The 22684-nt window shown below is 73.1% G+C and carries 18 protein-coding genes and 1 pseudogene; 13 read left to right on the top strand and 6 right to left on the bottom strand.

Features of this window, described 5'->3' with window-relative positions; all coding sequences use genetic code 11:
• Nucleotides 1–22 precede the first annotated feature (22 nt).
• The 4 genes from P3T34_RS36440 (at nt 23) to P3T34_RS36425 (ending at nt 5289) form a co-directional block, all read left to right on the top strand.
• Nucleotides 23–2086 (top strand): ABC transporter ATP-binding protein, encoded by a 2064-nt coding sequence (locus P3T34_RS36440; protein WP_280670615.1) that lies wholly within the window; start codon nt 23–25, stop codon nt 2084–2086.
• Nucleotides 2087–2164: 78 nt separating this feature from the next.
• The gene (locus tag P3T34_RS36435; RefSeq protein ID WP_280670613.1) at nt 2165–3061 is read left to right on the top strand and encodes a DMT family transporter; all 897 of its coding nucleotides are present in this window, start codon (nt 2165–2167) and stop codon (nt 3059–3061) included.
• Between the two features lie 55 nt (nt 3062–3116).
• Entirely contained in the window at nt 3117–4592 is a 1476-nt protein-coding gene (gene zwf, locus P3T34_RS36430) for a glucose-6-phosphate dehydrogenase (RefSeq protein ID WP_280670611.1), read from the top strand.
• Between the two features lie 46 nt (nt 4593–4638).
• Complete coding sequence (locus P3T34_RS36425; RefSeq protein WP_280670609.1) at nt 4639–5289, top strand: TMEM175 family protein; 651 nt, start codon at nt 4639–4641, stop codon at nt 5287–5289.
• A gap of 39 nt (nt 5290–5328) precedes the next feature.
• On the opposite strand, the gene P3T34_RS36420 is transcribed toward P3T34_RS36425, so the two are convergent.
• Both P3T34_RS36420 and P3T34_RS36415 read right to left on the bottom strand, forming a co-directional pair.
• A complete protein-coding gene (locus P3T34_RS36420) occupies nt 5329–6468 on the bottom strand; it encodes a beta-propeller fold lactonase family protein (RefSeq protein WP_280670607.1) in 1140 nt (379 codons plus the stop codon).
• A 412-nt stretch (nt 6469–6880) separates the two neighbouring features.
• Nucleotides 6881–7171 carry a hypothetical protein gene (locus P3T34_RS36415; protein ID WP_280670605.1) on the bottom strand — a complete coding sequence of 97 codons (291 nt, stop codon included), beginning with the start codon at nt 7169–7171 and terminating at the stop codon, nt 6881–6883.
• On the opposite strand from P3T34_RS36415, the gene P3T34_RS36410 reads away from it, so the two are divergent.
• Nucleotides 7166–9172, top strand: coding sequence for a DUF4157 domain-containing protein (locus P3T34_RS36410; RefSeq protein WP_280670603.1), 2007 nt, complete (start codon nt 7166–7168; stop codon nt 9170–9172). The genes P3T34_RS36415 and P3T34_RS36410 overlap by 6 nt on opposite strands.
• A gap of 50 nt (nt 9173–9222) precedes the next feature.
• Here the strand turns inward: P3T34_RS36410 and P3T34_RS36405 are convergent, their stop codons facing one another.
• Together P3T34_RS36405 and P3T34_RS36400 are read right to left on the bottom strand one after the other, a co-directional pair.
• Nucleotides 9223–10149 carry a diacylglycerol kinase gene (locus tag P3T34_RS36405; RefSeq protein WP_280670601.1) on the bottom strand — a complete coding sequence of 309 codons (927 nt, stop codon included), beginning with the start codon at nt 10147–10149 and terminating at the stop codon, nt 9223–9225.
• Nucleotides 10146–11726, bottom strand: coding sequence for an FAD-binding oxidoreductase (locus P3T34_RS36400; RefSeq protein WP_280672617.1), 1581 nt, complete (start codon nt 11724–11726; stop codon nt 10146–10148). Before P3T34_RS36400 ends, P3T34_RS36405 begins: the two co-directional genes overlap by 4 nt.
• Nucleotides 11727–11806: 80 nt before the next feature.
• On the opposite strand from P3T34_RS36400, the gene P3T34_RS36395 reads away from it, so the two are divergent.
• A complete protein-coding gene (locus P3T34_RS36395; protein ID WP_280670599.1) occupies nt 11807–12403 on the top strand; it encodes a helix-turn-helix domain-containing protein in 597 nt (198 codons plus the stop codon).
• Nucleotides 12400–13953 (top strand): glycerol-3-phosphate dehydrogenase/oxidase, encoded by a 1554-nt coding sequence (locus P3T34_RS36390; RefSeq protein WP_280670597.1) that lies wholly within the window; start codon nt 12400–12402, stop codon nt 13951–13953. The genes P3T34_RS36395 and P3T34_RS36390 overlap by 4 nt, the downstream gene beginning before the upstream one ends.
• Nucleotides 13954–13964: 11 nt before the next feature.
• Here P3T34_RS36390 and P3T34_RS36385 read toward each other — a convergent pair whose 3' ends face one another.
• Complete coding sequence (locus P3T34_RS36385; protein WP_280670595.1) at nt 13965–15125, bottom strand: glycosyltransferase; 1161 nt, start codon at nt 15123–15125, stop codon at nt 13965–13967.
• Nucleotides 15126–15268: 143 nt separating this feature from the next.
• Here P3T34_RS36385 and P3T34_RS36380 point away from each other — a divergent pair, with 143 nt between their 5' ends.
• A complete protein-coding gene (locus P3T34_RS36380) occupies nt 15269–16375 on the top strand; it encodes a multicopper oxidase domain-containing protein (protein WP_280670593.1) in 1107 nt (368 codons plus the stop codon).
• 19 nt (nt 16376–16394) lie between these two features.
• Here the strand turns inward: P3T34_RS36380 and P3T34_RS36375 are convergent, their stop codons facing one another.
• Nucleotides 16395–18023 (bottom strand): FAD-dependent monooxygenase, encoded by a 1629-nt coding sequence (locus tag P3T34_RS36375; RefSeq protein ID WP_280670591.1) that lies wholly within the window; start codon nt 18021–18023, stop codon nt 16395–16397.
• Between the two features lie 239 nt (nt 18024–18262).
• Between P3T34_RS36375 and P3T34_RS36370 the strand changes: the two genes are divergently transcribed.
• The 5 genes and pseudogenes from P3T34_RS36370 (at nt 18263) to P3T34_RS36350 (ending at nt 22683) form a co-directional block, all read left to right on the top strand.
• A complete protein-coding gene (locus tag P3T34_RS36370; RefSeq protein ID WP_280670589.1) occupies nt 18263–19402 on the top strand; it encodes a SchA/CurD-like domain-containing protein in 1140 nt (379 codons plus the stop codon).
• A gap of 49 nt (nt 19403–19451) precedes the next feature.
• The gene (locus P3T34_RS36365; RefSeq protein ID WP_280670587.1) at nt 19452–19868 is read left to right on the top strand and encodes a cupin domain-containing protein; all 417 of its coding nucleotides are present in this window, start codon (nt 19452–19454) and stop codon (nt 19866–19868) included.
• A complete protein-coding gene (locus P3T34_RS36360) occupies nt 19865–21133 on the top strand; it encodes a beta-ketoacyl-[acyl-carrier-protein] synthase family protein (RefSeq protein WP_280670585.1) in 1269 nt (422 codons plus the stop codon). The genes P3T34_RS36365 and P3T34_RS36360 overlap by 4 nt, the downstream gene beginning before the upstream one ends.
• A pseudogene (locus P3T34_RS36355) lies at nt 21130–22384 on the top strand (beta-ketoacyl synthase N-terminal-like domain-containing protein). The gene P3T34_RS36360 and the pseudogene P3T34_RS36355 overlap by 4 nt, the downstream one beginning before the upstream one ends.
• Before the next feature lie 41 nt (nt 22385–22425).
• Entirely contained in the window at nt 22426–22683 is a 258-nt protein-coding gene (locus P3T34_RS36350) for an acyl carrier protein (protein ID WP_280670583.1), read from the top strand.
• The last annotated feature ends 1 nt before the right edge of the window (nt 22684 follow it).

Here is a 22684-nt window from a genome sequence, read left to right as displayed (position 1 = left end):
GACCCACCGGGGAGGTCCGGCCGTGCCACTGCTCGAACTGATCGGCCTGCGCACCGAGATCCGCTTGAAGCGCTCGGTGGTGCACGCCCTCGACGGCATCGACCTGAGCGTCGAGGCCGGCGAGACCCTGGGCATCGTCGGCGAGTCGGGCTGCGGCAAGACCATGACCGCGATGTCGATCATGCAGCTGCTGCCCAACGGCGGCAGTGTGACCGGCGGTCAGGTCCTGCTCGAGGGCCGCGACCTGCTGACGCTCGCCCCGGACGAGATGAGTACCGTCCGCGGCAACGACATCGGCATGATCTTCCAGGACCCGACCACCTCGCTCAACCCGACCATGACGATCGGCAAGCAGATCTCCGAGTCGGTACGCATCCACCGCCACGTCTCCCGCAAGGAGGCGCACGAGCGCGCCGTCGAGGCGCTCTCCCTGGTCGGCATGCCCAGCCCGGCGCAGCGCGCGCTGGTCTACCCGCACGAACTGTCCGGCGGCATGCGCCAGCGCGCCATGATCGCCATGGCGCTGGCCAACGAGCCCAAGCTGCTGATCGCCGACGAGCCGACCACCGCGCTGGACGTCACCATCCAGAAGCAGATCCTCGAACTCATCGACGACCTCAAGCACCAGCTCGGCATGGCCGTCATCCTGGTCACCCACGACCTGGGGGTGATCGCCGGACGCGCCGACAAGATCGCCGTGATGTACGCCGGGAAGGTGGTGGAGACCACCAGCACCCAGGCGCTCTTCGCCAACCCCCGGCACCCGTACACCGAGGCGCTGTTCGCCTCACTGCCGGAGCGCGGCGCCGAATCCGGGGAGCGGCTCTACTCGATCCCGGGCCTGCCGCCGGACCTGACGGCGCCGCCGGCCGGCTGCCGGTTCGCGATGCGCTGCCGGTACGCCGTCGACGCGTGCCGCTCCGCCGAGCCGCCGCTGACCGGGAACGTCCCCGGGCACCGGTACGCCTGCATCCTGCCGGTCGGTCGGCCCGGCCTGCACACCGAGGCCCTGCCGGTGGCCGCCGCCACGACCGGCACACCAGCGGCGGCCTCACGCGACAGCACGCTGACCGAGCCGCTGCTGCGGATCGACGGCCTGGTCAAGGAGTACGCGGTGACCTCCGGCCTGGTGCTGCGGCGCACCGTGGGCACGGTCAGCGCGGTGGCGGGCGTCTCGCTGACGGTCCACCAGGGCGAGACGCTCGGCCTGGTCGGCGAGTCGGGCTGCGGCAAGACCACCGTCGGCAAGCTGATCGTCGGTCTGGAGACGCCCACCAGCGGCAGCCTGGTCTTCGACGGCCAGGACCTGGCCGCGCTGCCGCGGACCGCCCGGCGCCGGGTGCGCCGGGACGTCCAGCTGATGTTCCAGGACTCCTACGCGGCGATGAACCCGCGGATGCTGGTGAGCTCGATCATGCGCGAGCCACTGGACATCCACCGGGTCGACAGCCAGGCCGAGCGCGACCGGCGGATCAGGGAGATCTTCGAACTGGTCGGCCTGCCGCTCAGCGCCCTGGAGCGCTACCCGCACGAGTTCTCCGGCGGCCAGCGCCAACGCGTGGGGCTGGCCCGCGCGTTGGCGCTGCGGCCCAGGCTGATCGTCGCGGACGAGCCGGTCTCGGCGCTGGACGTCTCGATCCAGTCGCAGGTGCTGAACCTGATGAAGGACCTGCAGGGCGAGCTCGGCCTCTCCTACCTGTTCATCTCGCACGACCTGTCGGTGATCCGCTACCTGTCCGACCGGATCGGGGTGATGTACCTGGGCAAGCTGGTGGAGATCGGCCCGGCGGAGTCGGTGTACTCGCGGCCGGTGCACCACTACACCCGCGGCCTGCTGGACACCATCCCGGTGGCCGACCCCGCGGTGGAGAAGGCCAAGAGCAGCCATGGGATCGCCGGCGAACTGCCGTCCGCGATCGACCCGCCGTCCGGCTGCCGCTTCCGTACCCGCTGCGCGGCCGCCCAGGAGATCTGCGCGACCACCGAGCCGGCGCTGACGGCCTACGGCCCGGACAACCACCTGGCCGCCTGCCACTTCCCGCTCCGGGCGGCGCTCGGCGCGGAGGTCTCGACGGCCGCCGGCTGACACCGCGCGGGCGCGCTCGGTGACAGGATCAGGAGGCCCCGCCGCTACCGGCGGGGCCTCTGGGACTGGAGGCGGCCCGTGCACACCCCTGCGGCAGTGCTGTTCGCGCTACTGACCACCGCGAGCAACGCGCTGGCGACCGTGCTGCAGCGCAAGGCGGCCCGGCGGGTGCCGGCCGCGGACGGGCTGCGCTGGAGCCTGATCACCCGCCTGGTGCACCAGCGGGTCTGGCTGGCGGGCATCGCGGCGACCGGCGCGGCGGCCTGCTTCCAGGCGCTGGCGCTGGCGAACGGGGCGCTGTCGGTGGTCCAGCCGGTCTTCGTCCTCGAGCTGCCCATCGCGCTGCTGCTGGCCGGCGTGATCCTGCGCCGGCGGCTGTCGGCCGAGGTGTGGCGGGCGACGGGCTGCATCACCGTCGGGCTCGGGGTCGCGCTGTGGGCGGCCTCGCCGACCGCCGGGCACGGCTCGGCGGTGCCGGCCGGGCGCTGGGTGCTGGTGCTGGTCTGCTGCCTGGGCGCGGCCGCCTTCCTCACCGCCACCGCCGCGGCGCGCCCGCCGGGGGCGGTGAGGGCAGCCTGCCTCGCGCTGGCTGCGGCGATCGGATACGCGTTGACCGCGGCCCTGCTGAAGACCTCGGCGCTGCGCTGGGAGGCGGACGGGATCCGCGGCTTCTTCACCGCCTGGCAGACGTACGGCTTCGCCGCGGTGGGTGTGGCCTCGCTGTTCCTGCTGCAGAACGCGCTGCAGTCCGGGTCACTGGTCTTCTCCCAGCCTGCACTGACCCTCGGGGACGCCGGCACCAGCGTGGCGCTGGGCGCCGTGCTCTACGGCGAGCGGATCCGGGGCGGCTGGTGGGCGGCGGTGGAGCTGGCGGGCAGCGCGCTGATCCTGCTCGGCCTGGTGCTGCTCAGCCGCTCGCCGCTGGCCCATGAGCTCACCGCGCCGGAGCCCGAGCCGGAGCCGGCCCGCCACTGACTCGCAGGGCCCGGGGACGTCCCGCACGATGGAGGGACGGGGGTCAGGAGGTGCCATGTCCAAGCAAGCCGCGTCCACCCAGCAGGCCGCCGACCCCCGCCCGGACGACCCCCGCCCGGACGACCACGTCATCGTGCTGTTCGGCGCCACCGGGGACCTCGCCCGGCGCAAGCTGCTGCCCGGCCTCTTCCACCTCGCCCGGGCCGACCTGCTGCCCGCGCGCTACCGGATCGTGGGCTCGGCGCCGGCCGAATTCGCGCTGACCGACCAGGAGTTCCGCGCCCACGCCCGCCAGGCCGTACAGGAGTTCGGCCTGAGCGCCCCCGAGGGCGCGCCGTGGGACGCGTTCGAGGCCACGCTGTCCTTCGGCGCCGCCGACCCCGAGGACCCGGGGCCACTGCTGCGCGCCGTCCAGGCCGCCGAGCAGGCCATCGGCGGCGAGCCCCGGCGGATCTGCCACCTGGCGGTGCCGCCGGCCGCCTTCCAGTCCGTCATCGCGATGCTGGGCGACAGCGGGCTCGCCGAGGGCGCCCGGGTGATCGTCGAGAAGCCGTTCGGCACCGACCTCGCCTCGGCCCGCGAGCTGAACGCGGCGGTGCACGCCGTCTTCGCGGAGGACCGGGTCTTTCGGATCGACCACTTCCTCGGCAAGGAGTCGGTCGACAACATCCTGGCGCTGCGCTTCGCCAACGGGCTCTTCGAGCCGATCTGGAACCGCAACCACATCAGCCATGTGCAGATCGACGTCCCCGAAGCGATCGGGATCGAGGGGCGCTCGCAGTTCTTCGAACAGACCGGCACCTACCGCGACATGATCGTCACCCACCTGCTCCAGCTGCTCGGAATCGTGGCGATGGAGCCGCCGACCTCACTGGACGCGGAACCGCTGCGCGACGAGAAGTGCAAGGTCTTCCAGGCCCTGCGACCGATCGACCCCGGCGCCGTGGTCCGCGGCCAGTACGACGGCTACCGCGAGGAGCCCGGCGTCGACCCGGCCTCGCGGACCGAGACCTTCGTCGCGCTGCGCGCCGAGATCGACAACTGGCGCTGGGCCGGGGTGCCCTTCTACCTGCGGTCGGGCAAGTCGATGGGCCAGCGCCGCCAGCTGATCACCCTGCACTTCAAGAAGCCGCCGCAGCGGATGTTCCCCGGCGCCCCGCACTCCCGGCGCGGCAACTGCCTGGCCATCGACTTCGACGATCCCGGCTGGATCACCCTCGGCTTCCTGGTCAAGGAGCCCGGTCCCGCAATGCACCTGAGCCCCGCCGAGATGACCTTCCGCTACGCCGACTCCTTCCGCAGCCAATACGGCCTGGAGGGCTACGAGCGGCTGCTGCTGGACGCGATGCTCGGCGACCAGTCGCTGTTCACCCGCTCCGACGGCATCGAACGCCTCTGGGAGATCTCCACCGACCTGCTCGCCGACCCACCCCCCGTCCAGCCCTACGCCCCCGGTTCCTGGGGCCCGGACGCGATCCGCGAGCTGATCGCCCCACACCACTGGTACCTCCCCGACAGCCACCAGGGCTAGCGCGTCGCTACCCGTTGCGCGCTGCGGCGGCTGGGATCCTCGCCGGATGGCGACTGAGCAGGCGACGACGACGCGGATGACCGACTCGGGGCGGGTCGAGGCGTTCAGCGACGGGGTGTTCGCCATCGCGATCACCCTGCTGATCCTGGAGATCAGCGTCCCCAAGGCCCGCACCGCGCACCAGTTGTGGCACGCGCTCGGCGCCGAGTGGCCCTCGTACTGCGCCTATCTGGTGAGCTTCCTGGTGATCGGCGTGATGTGGGTGAACCACCACACCGTCTTCAGCTACATCGCCCGGGTCGACCGCACCCTGGTCTTCCTCAACCTGCTGCTGCTCATGGTGGTCGCCGCCCTCCCGTTCCCCACCGCGCTGGTCGCCGAGAACCTGCGCACTCCGCAGTCGGCCCATCTCGCCGTCGCCGTCTACGGCGCGACGATGGTCGCGCACGCCGTCACCTTTGTGCTGTTCTGGTTCCACGTCACCCGCACCGGCCAGTGCTTCGACGACCGGGTCGACCCGCGGGCGGCCCGGGCGACCCGCGCCCGCTTCAGCCTGGGGCTGGTGATCTATCCGCTGACCGTGCTGCTGGCCTTCATCTCGGCGCCACTGGCCCTGGCCGTACACGGGCTGCTGGCGGTCTACTACGCCTTCAACCAGACCCCGGTCCCGACAGTGGACGAAGCCGCCGCCGGCTGACCGCCGCCGGGCCCAGGTCAGGGCCCGGCGGCCGCGTCATCAGGCCGCGACGATCCCCTCACCGCCGACCGCGCCGGGGACGGTCACCGAGCCGACCTCGGTCAGCGAGCCGTCGTCGTTGACCCGGAACTCGTCGACGATCCCGTTCGCGCCGGTCTGGACGTAGAGGTAGCGGCCGTCCGGGGTGACCGCCGAGTCGACGGTGCCCGGGTCGGTCGGCGTGGTGCCCAGCGCGCTCAGCACGCCCCCGTCGCCGATCCGGTAGCCGCTCAGCGTCGCGCTGCCCGCGTTGGAGGCGTAGGCGAAGCGGCCCGCCCGGCTGATCCAGCAGGTGGCCGCCTGACCGGTGTCGACGACGGACGACTGGGTGGCGGTGCCGTCCGGGGCGACCATCTGCGTCGACACCGCGTTCGGGCCGGCCTGGGCGACCAGCAGGTGCGGACCGTGCTGGACGAACCCGAAGGGCACCGTGCCGGGCTGGACGTTGACCACCGGGGTGTCCGCCGGAGCGCCGTGGTCGAGCGCGAAGACGTCGAGGGCGTTGCCGTTGGCCTTGGTCGTCACGAGCAGCTGCGAGCCGTCCGCGATGAACCCGACCTGGCCGGGGGTGTTGGTGAACTGCGGTGTGGCACTGGGGTCCAGGCCGAGGCAGCGGTTCCAGTCCCGCTTGAGGTGGAGCCGCCCGTCGGCCACCCGGTAGCCCTGGATCGAGCCGCCGTCCAGCGCGTTGAGCACATAGACCACGTCGTCGTGCACGGCGACGCTGACCGGGAACGTCCCACCGGAGGAGATGATCTGACGCTGCGTCAGTCGATCACCGTCCACCGAGAAGACGGTGACGGTGTTGCTGCCGGCGTTCACGGCGTAGAGCAGCGCGTGCTGCTCGTCGTAGGTCAGCGAGCCCTGCGAGGCCAGGTGGTCGACCGCCGAACCCGCCAGCATGCCGCCGAGGCCGCCGGTGTCATAGGTGTCGGCCATGCTGAGGTGCCCGTCATCCTCGCGGTGGTAGGCGACGATCTGATTGCCCGCCAGGTTGTCGGTCTGGACGAACACGGCATGCCGGGCGCCGGGGCGGTCCTGGTCGGCGCGGGACTCGGTGGCGGAGACGGACGGGGCGAAGACGGCGGTCGTGGCGAGCGCGGTCGCGACGACGACGCCGAGCCGGGTGATGGTGTGCACGGGGTGCGGCCTCCTGGGAGATCCGGGGTTCATGGTGCCGAAACGCACGAATCGCAATGTATCTAACGATTTGTCCGAATTGGTGCACCTGATGCCCCAACCAGAAGGCGGCGCCGGACGGGCGCGCCAAGTTGGCCGGCAGCCCCGATCGCGGGGGGACCAGGGCCGCCGTGACCGGAATGCTAGCCGGGCTCCGCACCGGTGAACAGGCCTATGACCAGCACGTTTCCAGTCCCGGACATGCCAGCCACCCGGCGCAGCGACAGCACCACGGCGCGTCACGGGAGCGCCCGGGTTGAGTGTGCCCCCGCGCCGCGCCGAACACGGGGACCCGCTGCAACCCTATGAGGCAGCGAACGCTGCCCCCGCGCACCTGGCTTCCCCGGCCGCGCTCCGGATATCCAGAGAGAGTTCAGTTCCTGTAGGAAAGAAGCACATGCGCGCACGAGACAATGCCAGTCAGCCCGAAGCCCGAGCCGCGAACGCCCGGACACCACCTCTCACCGCAGCGGCGGGCCGACCCGGTCTCAGCACGGGGAAACCGTCTCCGCAGGGTCTCCTCGCCCTGCATCGCGCCGCCGGCAATGCGGCCGTCGTCCAGCTGCTCAAGCAGTCCGGTCACGTCCAGGAGCAGCACCAGCACGACGCCGGCTGCGGCCACCAGCAGACCGAACAACCGCAGGTGCAGCGCTCGGCCGTGCACGACGTCCTGCGCAGCGGCGGTCGACCGCTCGACAGCGCCACCCGCACCGACATGGAGTCCCGCCTCGGCGCCGACTTCGCCGACGTACGGCTCCACACCGACACCGCCGCCCGCGCCTCCGCCGCCGAAGTCGGTGCCCGGGCCTACACGTCCGGCAGCCATGTCGTGATCGGCGAGGGCGGCGGCGACTCGCACACCCTCGCCCACGAGCTCACCCATGTCATCCAGCAGCGCGCCGGGAGCGTCGCCGGCACCGACAACGGGGCCGGGCTGCGGGTGTCCGACCCCTCCGACAGGTTCGAGCGGGAGGCGGAGAGCAACGCCAGGCGGGTGATGGGATCCTCCCCCGGCGGGCTTGCGACGCACGGCGGCGGTGAGGTCGCGGCTGCCCGCTCCGAGGCCGGCCAGGCGCCGGCCGTGCAGCGTGCGATCGGGCTGGAGATCGAGGTCGACCGACCCGTGGTGAAAGCGGACGGCACGCCCGTGCGTGAAGAGGACAGTACGGGCCACGAGTTGATGAAGCACAAGCGTCAGGGCATCAAACTGGTTTCGGACCTGCGCAATCTCCCTGGCGGGGGCACCTACACCAACGCGGAATTCGTGGCCAACCCGAGTGCGGCGCTGCCGGGCGAGGAGAGCAGGTACCCGTCGCTCGCCACGACGCTGGACAACCTTGAGCAGGCCCACGCGCGGCTCTACCAGCCCCAGGTAGCCTCGTCGACGAGCGACAAGGAGATGCAGAGCATCTTCCCGACCAGCGCCGGCTACACGCCACAGCCCGGGTACGAGCAGGCCCGAGTGGCACCGGAGAACCCGCACAACGAGCGGAGCGGCCAACGGGACAAGGGGGACGGTCTGTTCGCCCACCAGACCGTCGGTGTCCCACTGCACGGCATGGCCGGTTTCTTCGCCCACGCACTCAATGAGCCGGAGCCCCTGAACCCCGGCGGGAGGAAGATCCGGATCAGCCCGAGACACGACTCCCACCTGCACCTCGCCCAGTCGATCCAGTTCGGCACTCAGCTGGCGCAGAGGTTCGTCCAATCCAATGTCAATGACGCGACGCCGAGGGACCCGGAGGAACTGCGGGGCTTCGGCGCCTTGCTGTACACCCAGCTGGCCGCACTGACCGACGGCCTGCGCACCGATGGGCAGTTCGCGCAGGGGCAGATGAAGAACAAGACGGCCGCACTGTCCAGAGTCAGCCTCGACAAAGTCGGCCGCACCCTCTCGACTGCCTCCCGGAGATATCTCACAGCGAATGCCACCCTCGTCATCGGGCTCTTCCGGACGCAGTACGGTCAGGTGCACCCGTTCCCCGAGAACCAGCCCCCGCCCTTCCCGCAACAACAGGCCCGCTACCTCGACCGCTACGCCAGGTCGGCGCTCGGGACAGGCGATGAATCGCAGAGCGACGCATTCGGAGGCATGACAGAGCTGGACGGACTCGACATGGTCGGTGGCGTACCGATCGTTCCGCTCGAAATGCGGTCCTTCGGCCCCAGCCTGACCGGCTTCGCCAACCTGCGCCGGGACGCGGGACTGCTGAGCGACTGGTCGAACGAAGCATTCCACGGTGCACAGCAGGCGCGTGCACAGCAGGCGCGTGCGGGGCAGCAGGCCCCCCTCACGCCGATCGAGGCCACTGCGCCCGTGCCGGAGATCTTTCGCAACGTCGTCAACCAGGCGTACCAGGAAGGCCTCGCACTCGCCGGCAATACCACCGTCCCGTTCATCAGGAATGCCTTCAGCATCCTGCAGAGCGCGCAGACGATGGCCCTGCAGGGTCAGCCGCCCCAGGGGCACGAGGTGGCCTGGGGGAACGGCCTCATGCAAGCCGCCCGTACCGTGTTGCAGGAAATCAGGAGCGAGGCCGCGATCCCCGAGCGGCTGGCTCGCGTGCGAGCCGTCGCCGAAGCCCTCAAGGCCGAGGCAACCGAAGCGGGGGTGCCCAACGTGGCCGCGCAGCTGACGTTCGCGCTCAACCGTTCGCTACGTTAGACCGTGCTTGTGGTGCGCCGTCAGCGACGGCGCACCACAAGCAGCGCAGCCTAGACGGCCGACGGGACCAGGATGCCCAGTGCTCCCGGCAGGACGGTCACGTCGATCGGCAGCGGGCCCGCGTAGTCGCCGTCGGCGTAGGCGTTGATGCCGGGCGACTCGATGCGCAGGGCGGCCGTGCGGTAGGTGGCGACCTCGGAGCGGCGCACGTGGGTGCCCTTGAAGACCGTCGGGAAGAACCGGACCAGTGTTCGCCGGGGCATCGCGCGCACCAGGGTGACGTCCAGCAGGCCGTCCGCGGGGTCGGCGCCGGGGCAGACCGCCATGCCGCCGCCGTAGCTGCGGGTGTTACCGACGGCGGCGAGGGTGAGCTGCTCCTCGACGACCGTTCCGTCGCCCAGTACCAGGCGGAACGCCAGCGGGCGCAGGCCCGCCAACTCGACGAGCATGGCCAGGTTGTAGCGCATCCGGCCGCGTGGCCAGGTCAGCCGGTTGGCGCGGTCGCTGACCAGCGAGTCGAAGCCGGTGGCGAGCACCGAGCCGAAGTAGCGGGTGCTGCCGTCGGCGGCGTCGATCCGGCCGACGTCCACCGTCAGCACCTGGCCCTCGGCGATCACGTCGGCGGCGGCCTCGGGGTTCTTCAGCGGCAGGCCGTACTCGCGGGCGTGGTCGTTGCCGGTGCCGGCCGGGATCACGCCGAGCGGCACCGTACTGCCCGCCAGCGCCTGCAGGGCGAGGGCGATCATGCCGTCGCCGCCGACCACCACCAGGACGTCCGCCTCGCCGAGCACCGCCTCGCGCGCCAGCCGAAGGGCGTCCGCCGGGTCGGTGCCGGTGACCGGCCGCACCTGCACCCCGCGCTCGCGCAGCCGGGCGATCGCCCGCTCGGCGGCCCGGGCCGCGTGGCCGCCGCCGGCGGCAGGGTTGGTCAGCACCACGGCGGACGCGATCGCCCGCCGGACCGGCGCCGTGGTCACGGGATCAGCTTGCCGGGGTTGAGGATGCCGGTCGGGTCGACGGTGTTCTTGACGGCGCGCAGGATCGCCACGCCGAGCTCACCGACCTCCTGGCGCATCCACGGGCGGTGGTCGGAGCCGACCGCGTGGTGGTGCGTGATGGTGCCGCCGCCCGCCATGATGGCGTCGCAGGCGGCGGTCTTCGCGGCCGCCCACTGCGCGATCGGATCGCCCAACTGGGCGCCCAGCACGGTGAAGTAGAGCGAGGCGCCGGTCGGGTAGACGTGCGAGATGTGGCACATCACCAGCGAGGTGCTGCCGCTCTCCTGCAGGGCGCTCTGCAGCGCGGCGGTCACCGCCGTCTTGAGCTCGGCCAGTTTCGACCAGTCGGTGGCGGTCTCCAGCGTCTCGCAGAGCGCGCCGCAGGCAAGCAGCGAGTCGCGCAGGTACGGCGCGTTGAACCGGCCGTGCTCCCAGGCCTTGGCCGGCGCCTCGCCGAGCGAGGTGCCACCAGCCGCCAGCAGCACCGAGCGGGTCGACTCATGGCGGGCGGCGGTGAGTTCGGCGCTGCCCTCGAAGACGGTGACGGCCAGGCAGCCGGCCGTGACCTGGTCGCCGCCGATCTTGTCCGTCATCGCCAGGTTGACGGCGGTCTCGGTCTCGTCGGAGAGCCGCAGCACGGTGGGGCCGGTGCCCTGCTGCTCGACGGCGCGCAGCGCGGCGGCGCCGGTGGCGAAGTCGGGGAAGCTCCAGGCCTCGTGGACCTTGACGGCCGGCACGGGGTGCACCCGCAGCCGGACCGCGGTGATCACGCCGAGGGTGCCCTCGGAGCCGATGAACAGCTCGCGCAGGTCGGGCCCCGCGGCCGAGGCGGGGGCCCGGCCGAGGTCGAGCACGCCGGCGGGGGTGACCACCCGCAGGCCGCGGACCATGTCGTCGAAGCGGCCGTGCCCGGCGGAGTTCTGGCCCGAGGAGCGGGTGGCCGCGAAGCCGCCGATGGTCGCGTAGCGGAAGCTCTGCGGGTAGTGGCCGAGCTCGAAGCCGTGCCCGGCGAGCAGCTCCTCGGCCTGCGGACCGGTCAGGCCCGCGCCCAGGACGGCCTCGCCGGAGACCTCGTCCAGCGCGAGCAGCGCGTCGAAGCGGCGCAGGTCCAGCGAGATGACGGCGCCGAAGACGCCGCGCAGCGGGTCGACACCGCCGACCACGCTGGTGCCGCCGCCGAACGGGACGACCGCGATCCGCCGACGCGCGCAGAGCGCGAGGACGGCCTCGATCTCCTCCTCGGTACCCGGGAGCACCACCGCGTCGGGCGCGTCCTGCGGCTCGCGGCTCTTGCGGCGCAGCAGGTCGGGGGTGGACTTGCCGCCCGCGCGGGGCAGCCGGTCGGCGTCCGCGGCGCTGACGTTCCACTCGCCGACGATCCGGGCCAGCGCGGCAAGGTCCTCGGCGGGCAGGGCGCAGGGGCGCAGCACGACCTCGTCGGCGGTCGGGGCGGCGGTGTCCTGCGGCGTGACGCCGAGCAGTTGGCCCAGCAGGCCCTTGATGTCGTCGGACAGCGGCTTGGCCAGGGCCGGGTCACCCCAGGCGTCCCAGCTCATCGGCGGGAGCGGCAGCTTGGCCGCCGCCGGGGCGGGTGTGGGGTGCGTGTCAGAGGGCATGCGTTACAGTGTTCCACATCATGTCAAGTAGTCACGCAGAGCCCGAAGAGGCCCAGCCCGCCCGCAGCGTCGACGACGCGATCCTCGACGCGGCCGCCGAGCTGGTCGTCCACCTCGGCCTGCGCCGCACCCAGCTGGCCGAGATCGCCCGCCGCGCCGGGGTCAGCCGGCCCACGGTCTACCGCCGCTGGCCGGACGTCCGCGCGGTGATCGGCGCGCTGCTGACCCGGGAGATCCAGAGCACCCAGCAGCGCGTCACCCGGGCCGGGGACGACCGCGAGTCGGTGGTCGCCTGGGTCGTCGAGACCGCCGTCCAGGTCCGCGACCACCCGGTGCTCGGCGCGCTGCTGCGCTCGGACTCCGACGTCCTGCTCGAATACGTGGTCGAACGACTCGGCACCAGCCAGCAGGGCCTGCTCGACGCCCTGCGCGAGGCGCTCGAACTCGGCCAGCGGCACGGCTCGATCCGCCCCGGAGAGCCCACCGAGCTGGCCGCGATGGTGCTGCTGATCACCCAGTCCACCGTCCAGTCGCACCGCATGATCGCCCAGCTGCTGCCGGAGCCGGCCTGGCGCCGCGAACTGGCCACCGCCCTGAACGGATACCTGCGCCCATGACCTCGCACGCCGGCACCACCGTCCTCAACGCCCGCCGCCGCGCCGAGGAGTTCGACGCGCTCGCCGACGCCGCCGGCGCCATCGACGTGCTCGTGATCGGCGGCGGCGTCACCGGCGCGGGCGTCGCGCTGGACGCGGCCTCGCGCGGGCTGCGCACCGTCCTGGTGGAGGCCCGCGACCTGGCGTTCGGGACCAGCCGGTGGAGCTCCAAGCTGGTGCACGGCGGCCTGCGCTACCTGGCCTCCGGCCGGGTCGGGGTGGCCCGGGAGAGCGCGGTGGAGCGCGGCATCCTGATGACCCGCACCGCCCCGCACCTGATCCGCCCGCTGCCCCAACTCGTGCCGCTGCTCCCGACGATGAGCCGTGCTCAGGCCGCGCTGGTGCACACCGGCTTCCTGGCCGGCGACGCGCTGCGGGCCACCGCCCGCACGCCCGCCTCGGTGCTGCCGCGGGCCCGCCGGGTGGACGCGGCCGAGACCACCGCGCTGGTGCCGGCCGTCCGCACCGCGGGCCTGCGCGGCTCGCTGGTCGCCCATGACGGCCAACTGATCGACGACGCCCGCCTGGTGGTGGCGATCGCCCGGACGGCCGCGCAGTACGGCGCCTCGATCCTGACCCGGGTCCGCGCCGAGCAGGTCACCGGTGACTCGGCGCGGCTGGTGGACACGCTCACCGGCCGCTCACTGACCGTCGCGGCCCGGGCCGTGATCAACGCCACCGGCGTCTGGGCCGACCAGGTGGACGACTCCATCAAGCTGCGCCCCAGCCGCGGCACCCACCTGGTCTTCGACGCCGCCGCGCTCGGCCACCCCGCCGCCGCACTCACCGTCCCGGTGCCCGGCTCGACCAGCCGCTTCGTCTTCGCGCTGCCGCAGCAGCTGGGCCGGGTGGTGCTCGGCCTGACCGACGAGGACGCCCCCGGCCCGGTCCCGGACGAGCCGGAGCCCACCGTCGGCGAGATCGACTTCCTGCTCGCGACGATCAACACCGCGCTGCGCCGCGAGCTGACCCGCGACGACGTCCGGGGCTCCTTCGCGGGCCTGCGGCCGCTGATCGACGCGGGCGGCGGCGACACCGCCGACCTCTCGCGCCGGCACGCCGTCCGCGAGTCGCCCTCGGGCGTGATCACCGTGGTCGGCGGCAAGTTGACCACCTATCGGGCGATGGCCGAGGACGCCGTCGACGCCGCCCTGCGCGCCCGCGGCCTGAAGGCCGGGCCGTGCCGGACCCGCCGGCTGCCGCTGGTCGGCGCGCCGGAGCACAGCGGCAGCCGGCCGCCGACCGACGCCGCGCTGCCCGCCTCGTTGATCGCCCGGCACGGCGGCGCCTCGGCCGCCGTGCGCGAGGGTTCCCGCTCGGCCCGCCCGCTGGAGCAGATCGCCCCGGGCATCGACGTCACCCGGGCCGAGGTCGAGTACGCGCTGACCCACGAGGGCGCGCTGGACACCGACGACATCCTGGCCCGCCGCACCCGCCTCTCCCTGGTGCCGGCGGACGCCGAACGGGCCCGCGCGGCGGTCGAGGAGATCGCGGCCGAGCACCTCCCCTAACGAGCCGGCAGCTAACGCGCCAGCAGCCCGTCCAGCAGCTCGTCGACGCTCGGGGTGGCCCGCATCTCCTGCGCCAGGCGCTGCGCCGCCTCGCGGTAGCCGGGGTCGGCGAGCACCGCCTGCACCGACTCGCGGATCCGCGGGACGTCCTCGGGCCCCGGCACGCCCATCGCGCCGGGCTCCCCGCCGGTGGGCGTGACGACCAGGCCGGCCCCCGCCGCCTGCACCAGCCGGCCGTTCGCCGGCTGGTCGGCGAAGAGCGGCACGACGACCAGCGGCACCCCGGCCGCCAGCGCGCCGAAGGTCGTCCCCGAGCCGCCGTGGCAGAGCACCAGGGCCGCCTCGGACAGCACCTCGGCCTGCGGGATCCAGCCCTCCACCTGGACGTTGGCGGGAATCGGCCCGAGCTCGGCCGCCTCCGCCGCGTGCCCGAGCGTCAGCAGCACCCGCACCGGCAGGCCGTCCACCGCCGCCAGCGCGGCCCGGCAGGCCGCGGCGCCCACCGGCAGCCCGCCCGCGACGGTGCCAAAGCTCAGGTAGACCAGCGGCAACCGGCCGTCGCCGCCCCAGCGCGCCGGGCGCTCACGGGGAGCCGCGACCTCGGCGGCCTCCCGGAAGCGGTGGGTCAGCGGGTACGGGGAGGGGTCGAGCGAGGCCGGAAAGCGCGTCAGATACGGGGTCTCGCGCAGCCGTTCCACGATCCGGCCGCCGTACGGCTCCAACGCGGGCGCCGCGATCCGCAGCGAGCCCGACTCGGCCTCGGCCTGCGAGATCGCGACCTGGGCGTGCGCGATGCCCAGCCGCTCGGCCGCCACCACCGAGGCGTACTCGCACGGGTCGTGCAGGACCAGGTCGGGCCGCCACTCCTGACAGGCCTGCTCGACGGCCGGCAGCAGCGCGGCGGTGAACAGCCGCCCGAAGAGCTCGCGATTGGCGATCACACTGGCCTCCGCGCGCGACACCTTCGGGAAGCGCTCCCAGAGCGCCGCGGTCTCGGCGGCCGGCGGCGCGCCCCCGATCCGGTAGGGCTGCGGACGGGCCGCGACGGTCGCCTCCAGCTTCGGCGGGACCAGCACGAGGACGTCGTCCCCGCGGCGCGTGCAGGCATCGATGAACGGGACCAGCGGGTGGAAGTGGCCGGAGCCCTCGGTCGAGGTGAAGAGGATACGCATGCCGTGAGCCTAGGAGGCGTCACGGCCGACTGGGCGACACTCCAGAGTGGTGGCCCCAATAGTGCGCTAAGTCCGATTAGTCTCCCGCCGAGCGAGTCGGCCGTGGACGGCCAACCGCCTCCCCACCACCCCGAGAGGACGCCATGCCAGTCGACCGCGCGCACCAGAAGACCCACGACGACCGCCGCCGGACCGTGCTGCGCACCCTGCTGGGCGGCGGCGCGCTGGCCGGGTTCGCGGCCACCGCGCAGCTGGGCGCCACGGCGCAGGCAGAGGCCGATCCCTTCGCGGCCGAGGAGGTCCGGCCCGGCGGCCGGGTCCGCGAGTACTGGCTGCAGGCCGACTCCTTCCAGCACAACGCGGTGCCCAACGGCCAGGACGGCATGACGGGCATGCGCTTCACGGCCGATCAGACCACCTTCTGGGCGGTCGGCTTCCGCGCCTACACCGCCGACTGGGGCCGCCCGCTGGACGCCGATGCCAGCCCGCAGGGCATCGGCGACAACAGCGGCATCCCGGGGCCGGTGCTGCGCGCCGAGGTCGGCGACACCCTGCGGGTGCACTTCCGCAACAACGACGAGCACTACCGCTGGCCGCACAGCCTGCACCCGCACGGGGTCTGGTACGACCAGGACAACGACGGCGGCTGGCTCGCCGACGACACCGAACGCCCGGGCACCGCTGTCCCGTTCGGCGCCGACTACACCTACACCTGGATCTGCCGCCCGAGTTCGGTGGGCACCTGGCCCTACCACGACCACTCGGTGCCGCAGGCCATCCAAGTCCCCGGCGCCAAGCCGAAGATGCCGGTGATGGAGATCGGCGCGGAGCTCGGCCTGTTCGGCGTCATCGCCGTCACCGACCGCCACACGCCCGCCGTGGACCGGGAGTTCGTCCTCTTCTGCCACGACGCCACACCGGGCGACATCCCCTCGCTCGCGCAGGGCCTCAACCTCTTCAACGGCGGCGCGTTCGTCGACAACACCCCGACCTTCACCGCCAAGGCCGGCGAGCGGGTGCGCTGGCGGATCGCGGCGCTGGGCAACGAGACCCATGTCTTCCATCTGCACGGCCACCGCTGGCGCAGCCCGCAGGGCTACCAGGGCTGGGTGGACTCGCAGATCATCGCGCCGTCCACCACCGTGACCATCGAGTACACCGAGGACAACCCGGGCGACTGGATCTACCACTGCCATGTCGTGCACCACATGATGGGCGGCATGGTGGGCCGCTACCGGGTCAGCCCCTGACCCGGTAGCGGCCCCCGCGTCACTGGCGGCTGAAGACGCTGCGCAGCACGTGGGCCAGCACCTGCTCCGGGTCGCCGGCCCCCGCCGTGGAGCGCCAGGCCACGAACCCGTCCGGGCGCACCAGCACCGCGCCGTCCGCCTCGATGCCGTGCAGCCCGGCCCAGTCGGGGCCGGGCTCGGGCGACAACTCGTGCTCGGCGCCGTGGCCCACCCGGTAGCAGTCCAGCGGCGTGCCGGTGCGCTCGGCGACGCGCAGGCCGGCGGCGTGCCAGGCCGCACCGCCGGGGCCGCTGAGCAGCACCGGCGCCCGCTCGTACAGGTCGAGGGTGGAGATCCGGACCCCGGCGCGGTGCACCCACAGGTGCGGCGCGCGGCCGCCGGGCTCGGCGACCGGGCTGAAGTCCTCGGGGACGGCCGGGCCGTCGGGCACGGTGCCGAGCACCGCGCCGGCGGGGTAGCGGTAGCCGAGCACCACGGCGAGCATGCCGGCCTGCCGGCCGGTGCCGGGGCTGACGTCGTAGCCGGGGTGGCGGTGCTCGGCGGAGCGCACCGAGGCCCGCGCGCTGGTCGCCAGCGCCACCGGGCGCCGCTCGGCGTCGTAGCTCTCCAGCAGGCCCGGGCCGGCCCAGCCGGCGAGCACCGCGGCGAGTTTCCAGGCCAGGTTGTGGGCGTCCTGGATGCCGGTGTTGGAGCCGAACGCGCCGGTCGGGGACATCTCGTGCGCCGAGTCGCCGGCCAGGAAGACCCGGCCGCTGCCGTAGCTCTCGGCCACCCGCTCGGCGGCGTGCCAGGGCGCCTTGCCGGTGATCTCCAGCTCCAGGTCGGGCACGCCGGTCGCGGTGCGGATCAGCTCGATGCAGCGCTCCTCGGTGAAGTCCTCCAGCGTCTCGCCGTCGTCGGGGCGCCACGGCGCGTGGAAGACCCAGTCGCGCTCGTTGTCGACCGGCAGCAGCGCTCCGGGACTCTGCGGGTTCGTCAGGTAGCAGACGATGAACCGGCGGTCGCCCACCGCCTCGGCCAGCCGCTTGGCCCGGAAGGTGATGCTGACGTTGTGGAACAAGTCGCCCTGCCCGGTCAGGCCGATCCCCAGCCGGTCCCGGACGGGGCTGCGCGGACCGTCCGCGGCGATCAGGTAGTCGGCCCGCACGGTACGGGTCTCGCCGGTCTCCCGGGTCAGCAGCTGCGCCGTGACCCCGCGGTCGTCCTGCTCGAAGGAGACCAGCTCGGTGCCGAAGCGCAGCTCGCCGCCCAGCTCGCGGGCGCTGCGCAGGAGCACCGGCTCCAGGTCGTTCTGGCTGCACAGGCACCAGCCCGAGGGGCTCAGCCGGGACAGCGCGCCGCCCGGGTCGATCTTCTTGAACAGCCACTCCTGGTCCGCGCCGGTCAGCGTGTCGGCCTGCAGGATGCCGTGGTTCTCGGCCAGCACGGAGGCGGCCTCGCGGATCAGCGGCTCCACCCCGGCGGTGCGGAACAGCTCCATGGTGCGCACGTTGTTGCCGCGCCCGCGCGGGTGGTGCGAGGTCCGCGCGTGCCGTTCCACCAGCAGGTGCGGCACACCGAGCCGGCCCAGGAACAGCGAGGCGGACAGCCCCACCAGCGAACCACCGGCGATCAGGACGGGCACGCGATCGTCGACCTTCGACGTCATGAACTCTCTCCAGACGGGTCAAGCGGGTACCGCGCGGACTCACGACGGTCGTCCCCGGCTGCGCATCTCTATTCCCCGCCGCGACCTGCTTGACCGGATCTTCACTCGCACGACTCACGCATCGCGCGGGTTACGTCGCGGTGCGTAAGCATCGAACGCATGCGATCCACAGCGTCGGCGCCGCAGCGGGACAGCGTTCGAGTGCGCCGACCCTCGCCGCACTCGAGAGGAACGAGCACGTGACCACCCTGTACGACCGACAATCCCCGATCCCCGCCGTCGAGACGCCCCGGCTACGGGTGGTGCTGCTGCTGGACGTCCTGGACGGCCACCAGGAGCGGTTCCTGGCCGCCTACGAGCAGATCCGCCACCAGGTGGCGGACGTCCCCGGCCATGTCAGCGACCAGCTCTGCCAGTCGCTGGGCAACTCCTCGCAGTGGCTGATCACCAGCGAGTGGGAGAGCGCCGAACCGTTCCTGGACTGGGTGGAGAGCCCCGCCCACATCAAGATGGTCGAGCCGCTGCACGGCTGTGTGCGCGACACCCACTCGCTGCGCTTCGTCATCGCCCGCGAGACGCCCGAGCCCGGCACTCGCAAGCCGGCCGCCGAGCGCACCGGCCGGGCGCAGGGAGCGAGCGCCGACCCCATCCCGCACCCCCCGCTGGCCAGCGCCGGGGTGGTGCGGCACGCGCTGACCTTCACCGTGAAGCCCGGCAGCGAGCCGGAGGTGGCCAGGATCCTGGCCGGCTACCGCTCGCCCAAGGCGCGCGTGGACGGCACCACCCAGCTGCTGCGCACCTCGCTCTTCATGCACGGCAACCGAGTGGTGCGGGCCGTCGAGGTGGCCGGCGACCTGGGCAACGCGCTGCGGCACGTGGCCTCCCAGCCGGAGGTGCGGGCCGTCGAGGAGGCGGTCAACCCGTACCTGGAGGAGGCCCGCGACCTCACCGACCCGTCCTCCGCGCGGGCCTTCTTCGCCCGCGCCGCGCTGCCCGCCGCGCATCGCGTCGACCCCGAGCCCGGCCTGAGCGGCGAGCTCACCCGCCGGGCCTTCCTGCACACCGTCCGCCCGGGCTGCGGCGCGGCGGCGGCGCGGTTGCTGGCCGAGCTGGACGTACGGGCGGCCGAGGACCCGGCGCAGCCGCTGGCCGCCTCGACGCTGTTCCTCAGCCAGGACCTGCTGGTGCGGATCGTCGACCTGCGCGGGCCGCACCGGGAGACGGCCGCCGGTCCTGGCCTGCGCGAGGCGGCCGGCGAGCTGGCCCGGCTGCTGGACCTCGGCCCGGACGGGGACCTGAGCACCGAGGAGGGCGTCCGGCGCTTCCTCGCCGCCTGCGCGATGGAACCGGTCACCGACCGCCAGGCGCAGGACTCCTGACCCACCGACCGCCCGCCTGCGACTTCCCCGATCACCAGAGAGAGCGACCATGACCACTCAGCCCGCACGCATCGTGCACCTCGACGAGACGCAACCCAACCGCCGGCGCGGCGGAGACCTGCGCGCCCTGCTCACCCCGACGTCGGTGGGAGCCACCAGCGGTTTCATGGGCCTGGCGATCATCCAGCCCGGCGAGCGGATCGGCGAGCACTACCACCCGTACTCCGAGGAGTTCGTCTTCGTCGTCAGCGGATCTCTGGAGGTGGACCTCGACGGTGAGAGCCACCCGCTGCGGCCCGACCAGGGGCTGATGATCCCCCGCGAGGTCCGCCACCGCTTCCGCAACGTGGGCGCCACCGAGGCGCGGATGGTCTTCCACCTGGGGCCGCTGGCACCGCGCCCCGAGCTCGGCCACGTGGACACCGAGGAGACCATGGACGCCGACCAGCTGGGGGCGAGGGCGTGACCCGCCGGGTGGCGGTCACCGGGCTGGGCGTGGTCGCTCCCGGCGGCATAGGCGTGCGCGCCTTCTGGGATCTGCTCACCGCTGGGCAGACCGCGACCCGGGGCATCACTCTCTTCGACCCCGAGGGGTTCCGCTCGCGGATCGCCGCGGAGTGCGACTTCGACGCGGTGGCCTGCGGCCTGGACCCGGTGCGGGCCCAACGCGCCGACCGCTACGTGCAGTTCGCGCTGGCGGCGGCCGCCGAGGCGGTCCGCGACTCGGGGCTCGACCTCGCGTTGCAGGACCCGTGGCGGGTCGGCGTGTCGCTGGGCTCGGCCGTCGGCGGGACCACCCGCCTGGAGCACGACTATGTGGCGGTCAGCGCGGCGGGCGACCGCTGGGACGTGGACGCGCGCGGCGCCGGGCCGCATCTGCACCGGGCCTTCTCGCCCAGCGCGCTGGCCTCCGAGGTGGCCGAGGCGGTCGGCGCGCACGGACCGGTGCAGACCGTCTCCACCGGCTGCACCTCCGGACTCGACGCGGTCGGCCACGCCTTCCACGCCATCGAGGACGGCAAGGCGGACATCATCGTCGCCGGGGCCGCGGACTCGCCGATCTCGCCGATCACGGTGGCCTGCTTCGACGCGATCAAGGCGACCTCGACGCGCAACGACGACCCGGCGCACGCCTCGCGCCCCTTCGACGCCGAGCGCGACGGCTTTGTGCTCGGCGAGGGCGCGGCCGTGCTGGTGCTGGAGGAGTTGGAGCACGCGCGCGCCCGCGGCGCCCGGATCTACTGCGAGATCCGCGGCTTCGCGACCTTCGGCAACGCCTACCACATGACCGGCCTGACCACCGAGGGCCGGGAGATGTCGGAGGCGATCGACCGGGCCCTCGAGCAGGCCAGGCTCGATCCCAGCGCGGTGGACTACGTCAACGCGCACGGCTCGGGCACCAAGCAGAACGACCGGCACGAGACGGCGGCCGTCAAACGCTCGCTCGGCGCCCATGCGTTCGAGGTGCCGATGAGCTCGATCAAGTCCATGGTCGGCCACTCGCTCGGCGCCATCGGGGCGATCGAACTGGTGGCCTGCGCACTGGCGTTGGCCAACGGCGTGGTGCCGCCGACGGCGAACTACGACACCCCCGATCCGGACTGCGACCTCGACTACGTGCCGCGCACCGCGCGCAGCGCGAAGCTGCGGACCGTGCTCTCGGTCGGCAGCGGCTTCGGCGGTTTCCAGTCCGCGGTGGTACTGGCGCTAGAGGACGGGAGAACAACATGAAGCCGAAACAGCAGCCGGCGCACCGGCGGGCGGTGGTCACCGGTCTGGGGGTGGTCGCCCCGAACGGCGTGGGGACCGACGCCTTCTGGAAGGCCGTGCAGCAGGGCCGGACGGTGCTTGGCCCGGTCTCCCGCGAGGGCTGCACCGAGCTGCCGCTGCGGGTAGCCGGCGAGGTGGACGAGTTCGATCCGGCCGGGCTGATCGAGAGCCGGTTCCTGGTGCAGACCGACCGCTTCACGCACTTCGCGATGGCCGCGGCCGATCTGGCCCTGGCCGACGCCCAGTTGGCCGCCGACCCGAAGGCGCCGTTCGCGATCGGCGTGGTGACCGCGGCCGGCTCCGGCGGCGGCGAGTTCGGCCAGACCGAGCTGCAGCAACTCTGGGGCCAGGGGCCGCACTTCGTGGGCCCGTACCAGTCGATCGCCTGGTTCTACGCGGCCAGCACCGGTCAGATCTCGATCCGCGGCGGCTTCCAGGGACCGTGCGGGGTGCTGGCCAACGACGAGGCGGGCGGGCTCGACGTCTTCGCGCAGGCCTGCCGCACGATCCGGCGCGGCACCGACGCGATGGTGGCCGGCGCCACCGAGGCACCGCTGGCGCCGTACTCGGTGGTCTGCCAGCTCGGCTACCCGCGAGCTCAGCCTGGCCGCGGACCCGACGCGGGCCTACCTGCCGTTCACCGAGGACGCCTGCGGCTTCTCCCCCGCCGAGGGCGGCGCGATGTTCGTCCTGGAGGAGCAGGAGGCGGCGCGCCGGCGCGGGGCCAAGGCGCGGGCGGTGGTGGCCGGCCACGCCGCCACCTTCACCGGCACCGGGGACTGGCAGCGCTCCCGGCAGGGGCTGGCGCGGGCGATCCACGAGGCACTGGCGGAGGCCGGCTGCTCGGCCCAGGACGTCGACGTGGTCTTCGCCGACGCGCTGGGCGTGCCGGCGGCGGACCAGGCCGAGGCGCTGGCGATCGCCGACGCGCTGGGCCAGCACGCCGCCGACGTCCCGGTGACCGCGCCCAAGACCGGGTACGGCCGGGCCTACTCCGCGGCCTCGTCGCTGGACGTGGCCACGGCGGTGCTCGCCCTGGAGCACGGCGTGGTGCCCCCCACCCCCAATGTCACCGAGGTGCGCCACGACCTCGACCTCGTCACCGGGCACCCCCGCCAGATCCCGCTGCGCACCGCGCTGGTGCTCAGCCGGGGCCTGATGGGCTGCAACTCGGCGCTGGTGCTGCGGCGCGCCCCGGACGAACGGGCGTGACCCGCGCGGTCCGCGCCCCCATCCACAAAGGAGACACCCAGATGAACGGCCCTGTGACCTTCGAAGACCTCGCCTCCCTGATGAAGGCTCGGGCGGGCCTTTCGGTGGACCCGTGGGAGATGGAGAGCCACCCCGAGTCGGCCTTCGTCGACTACGGCCTCGACTCGCTCGGCCTGCTCGGCATCGTGTCCGAGCTGGAGAACCGGTTCGGTCTGTCGATCGGCAACGACCCGGAGACCTGCAAGACCCCGCACGAGTTCCTCGACCTCGTCAACCCGCAACTCACCTCTGGAGCCTGAC

Source organism: Kitasatospora sp. MAP12-44 (genome assembly GCF_029892095.1).
In the GTDB taxonomy this organism is placed as follows: Bacteria; Actinomycetota; Actinomycetes; order Streptomycetales; family Streptomycetaceae; genus Kitasatospora.
The sequence above is the reverse complement of the archived record's forward strand: the minus strand, read 5'-3'. Positions and strand labels throughout refer to the sequence as shown.

What these genes read in the sequence shown, in the direction of transcription:
- zwf (WP_280670611.1), top strand. Translation starts at nt 3,117, where the DNA reads ATGTCCAAGCAAGCCGCGTCCACCCAGCAGGCCGCCGACCCCCGCCCG.
- P3T34_RS36425 (WP_280670609.1), top strand. Translation starts at nt 4,639, where the DNA reads ATGGCGACTGAGCAGGCGACGACGACGCGGATGACCGACTCGGGGCGG.
- P3T34_RS36400 (WP_280672617.1), bottom strand. Translation starts at nt 11,726, where the DNA reads ATGAGCTGGGACGCCTGGGGTGACCCGGCCCTGGCCAAGCCGCTGTCC.
- P3T34_RS36395 (WP_280670599.1), top strand. Translation starts at nt 11,807, where the DNA reads ATGTCAAGTAGTCACGCAGAGCCCGAAGAGGCCCAGCCCGCCCGCAGC.
- P3T34_RS36390 (WP_280670597.1), top strand. Translation starts at nt 12,400, where the DNA reads ATGACCTCGCACGCCGGCACCACCGTCCTCAACGCCCGCCGCCGCGCC.
- P3T34_RS36385 (WP_280670595.1), bottom strand. Translation starts at nt 15,125, where the DNA reads ATGCGTATCCTCTTCACCTCGACCGAGGGCTCCGGCCACTTCCACCCG.
- P3T34_RS36380 (WP_280670593.1), top strand. Translation starts at nt 15,269, where the DNA reads ATGCCAGTCGACCGCGCGCACCAGAAGACCCACGACGACCGCCGCCGG.
- P3T34_RS36375 (WP_280670591.1), bottom strand. Translation starts at nt 18,023, where the DNA reads ATGACGTCGAAGGTCGACGATCGCGTGCCCGTCCTGATCGCCGGTGGT.
- P3T34_RS36365 (WP_280670587.1), top strand. Translation starts at nt 19,452, where the DNA reads ATGACCACTCAGCCCGCACGCATCGTGCACCTCGACGAGACGCAACCC.
- P3T34_RS36350 (WP_280670583.1), top strand. Translation starts at nt 22,426, where the DNA reads ATGAACGGCCCTGTGACCTTCGAAGACCTCGCCTCCCTGATGAAGGCT.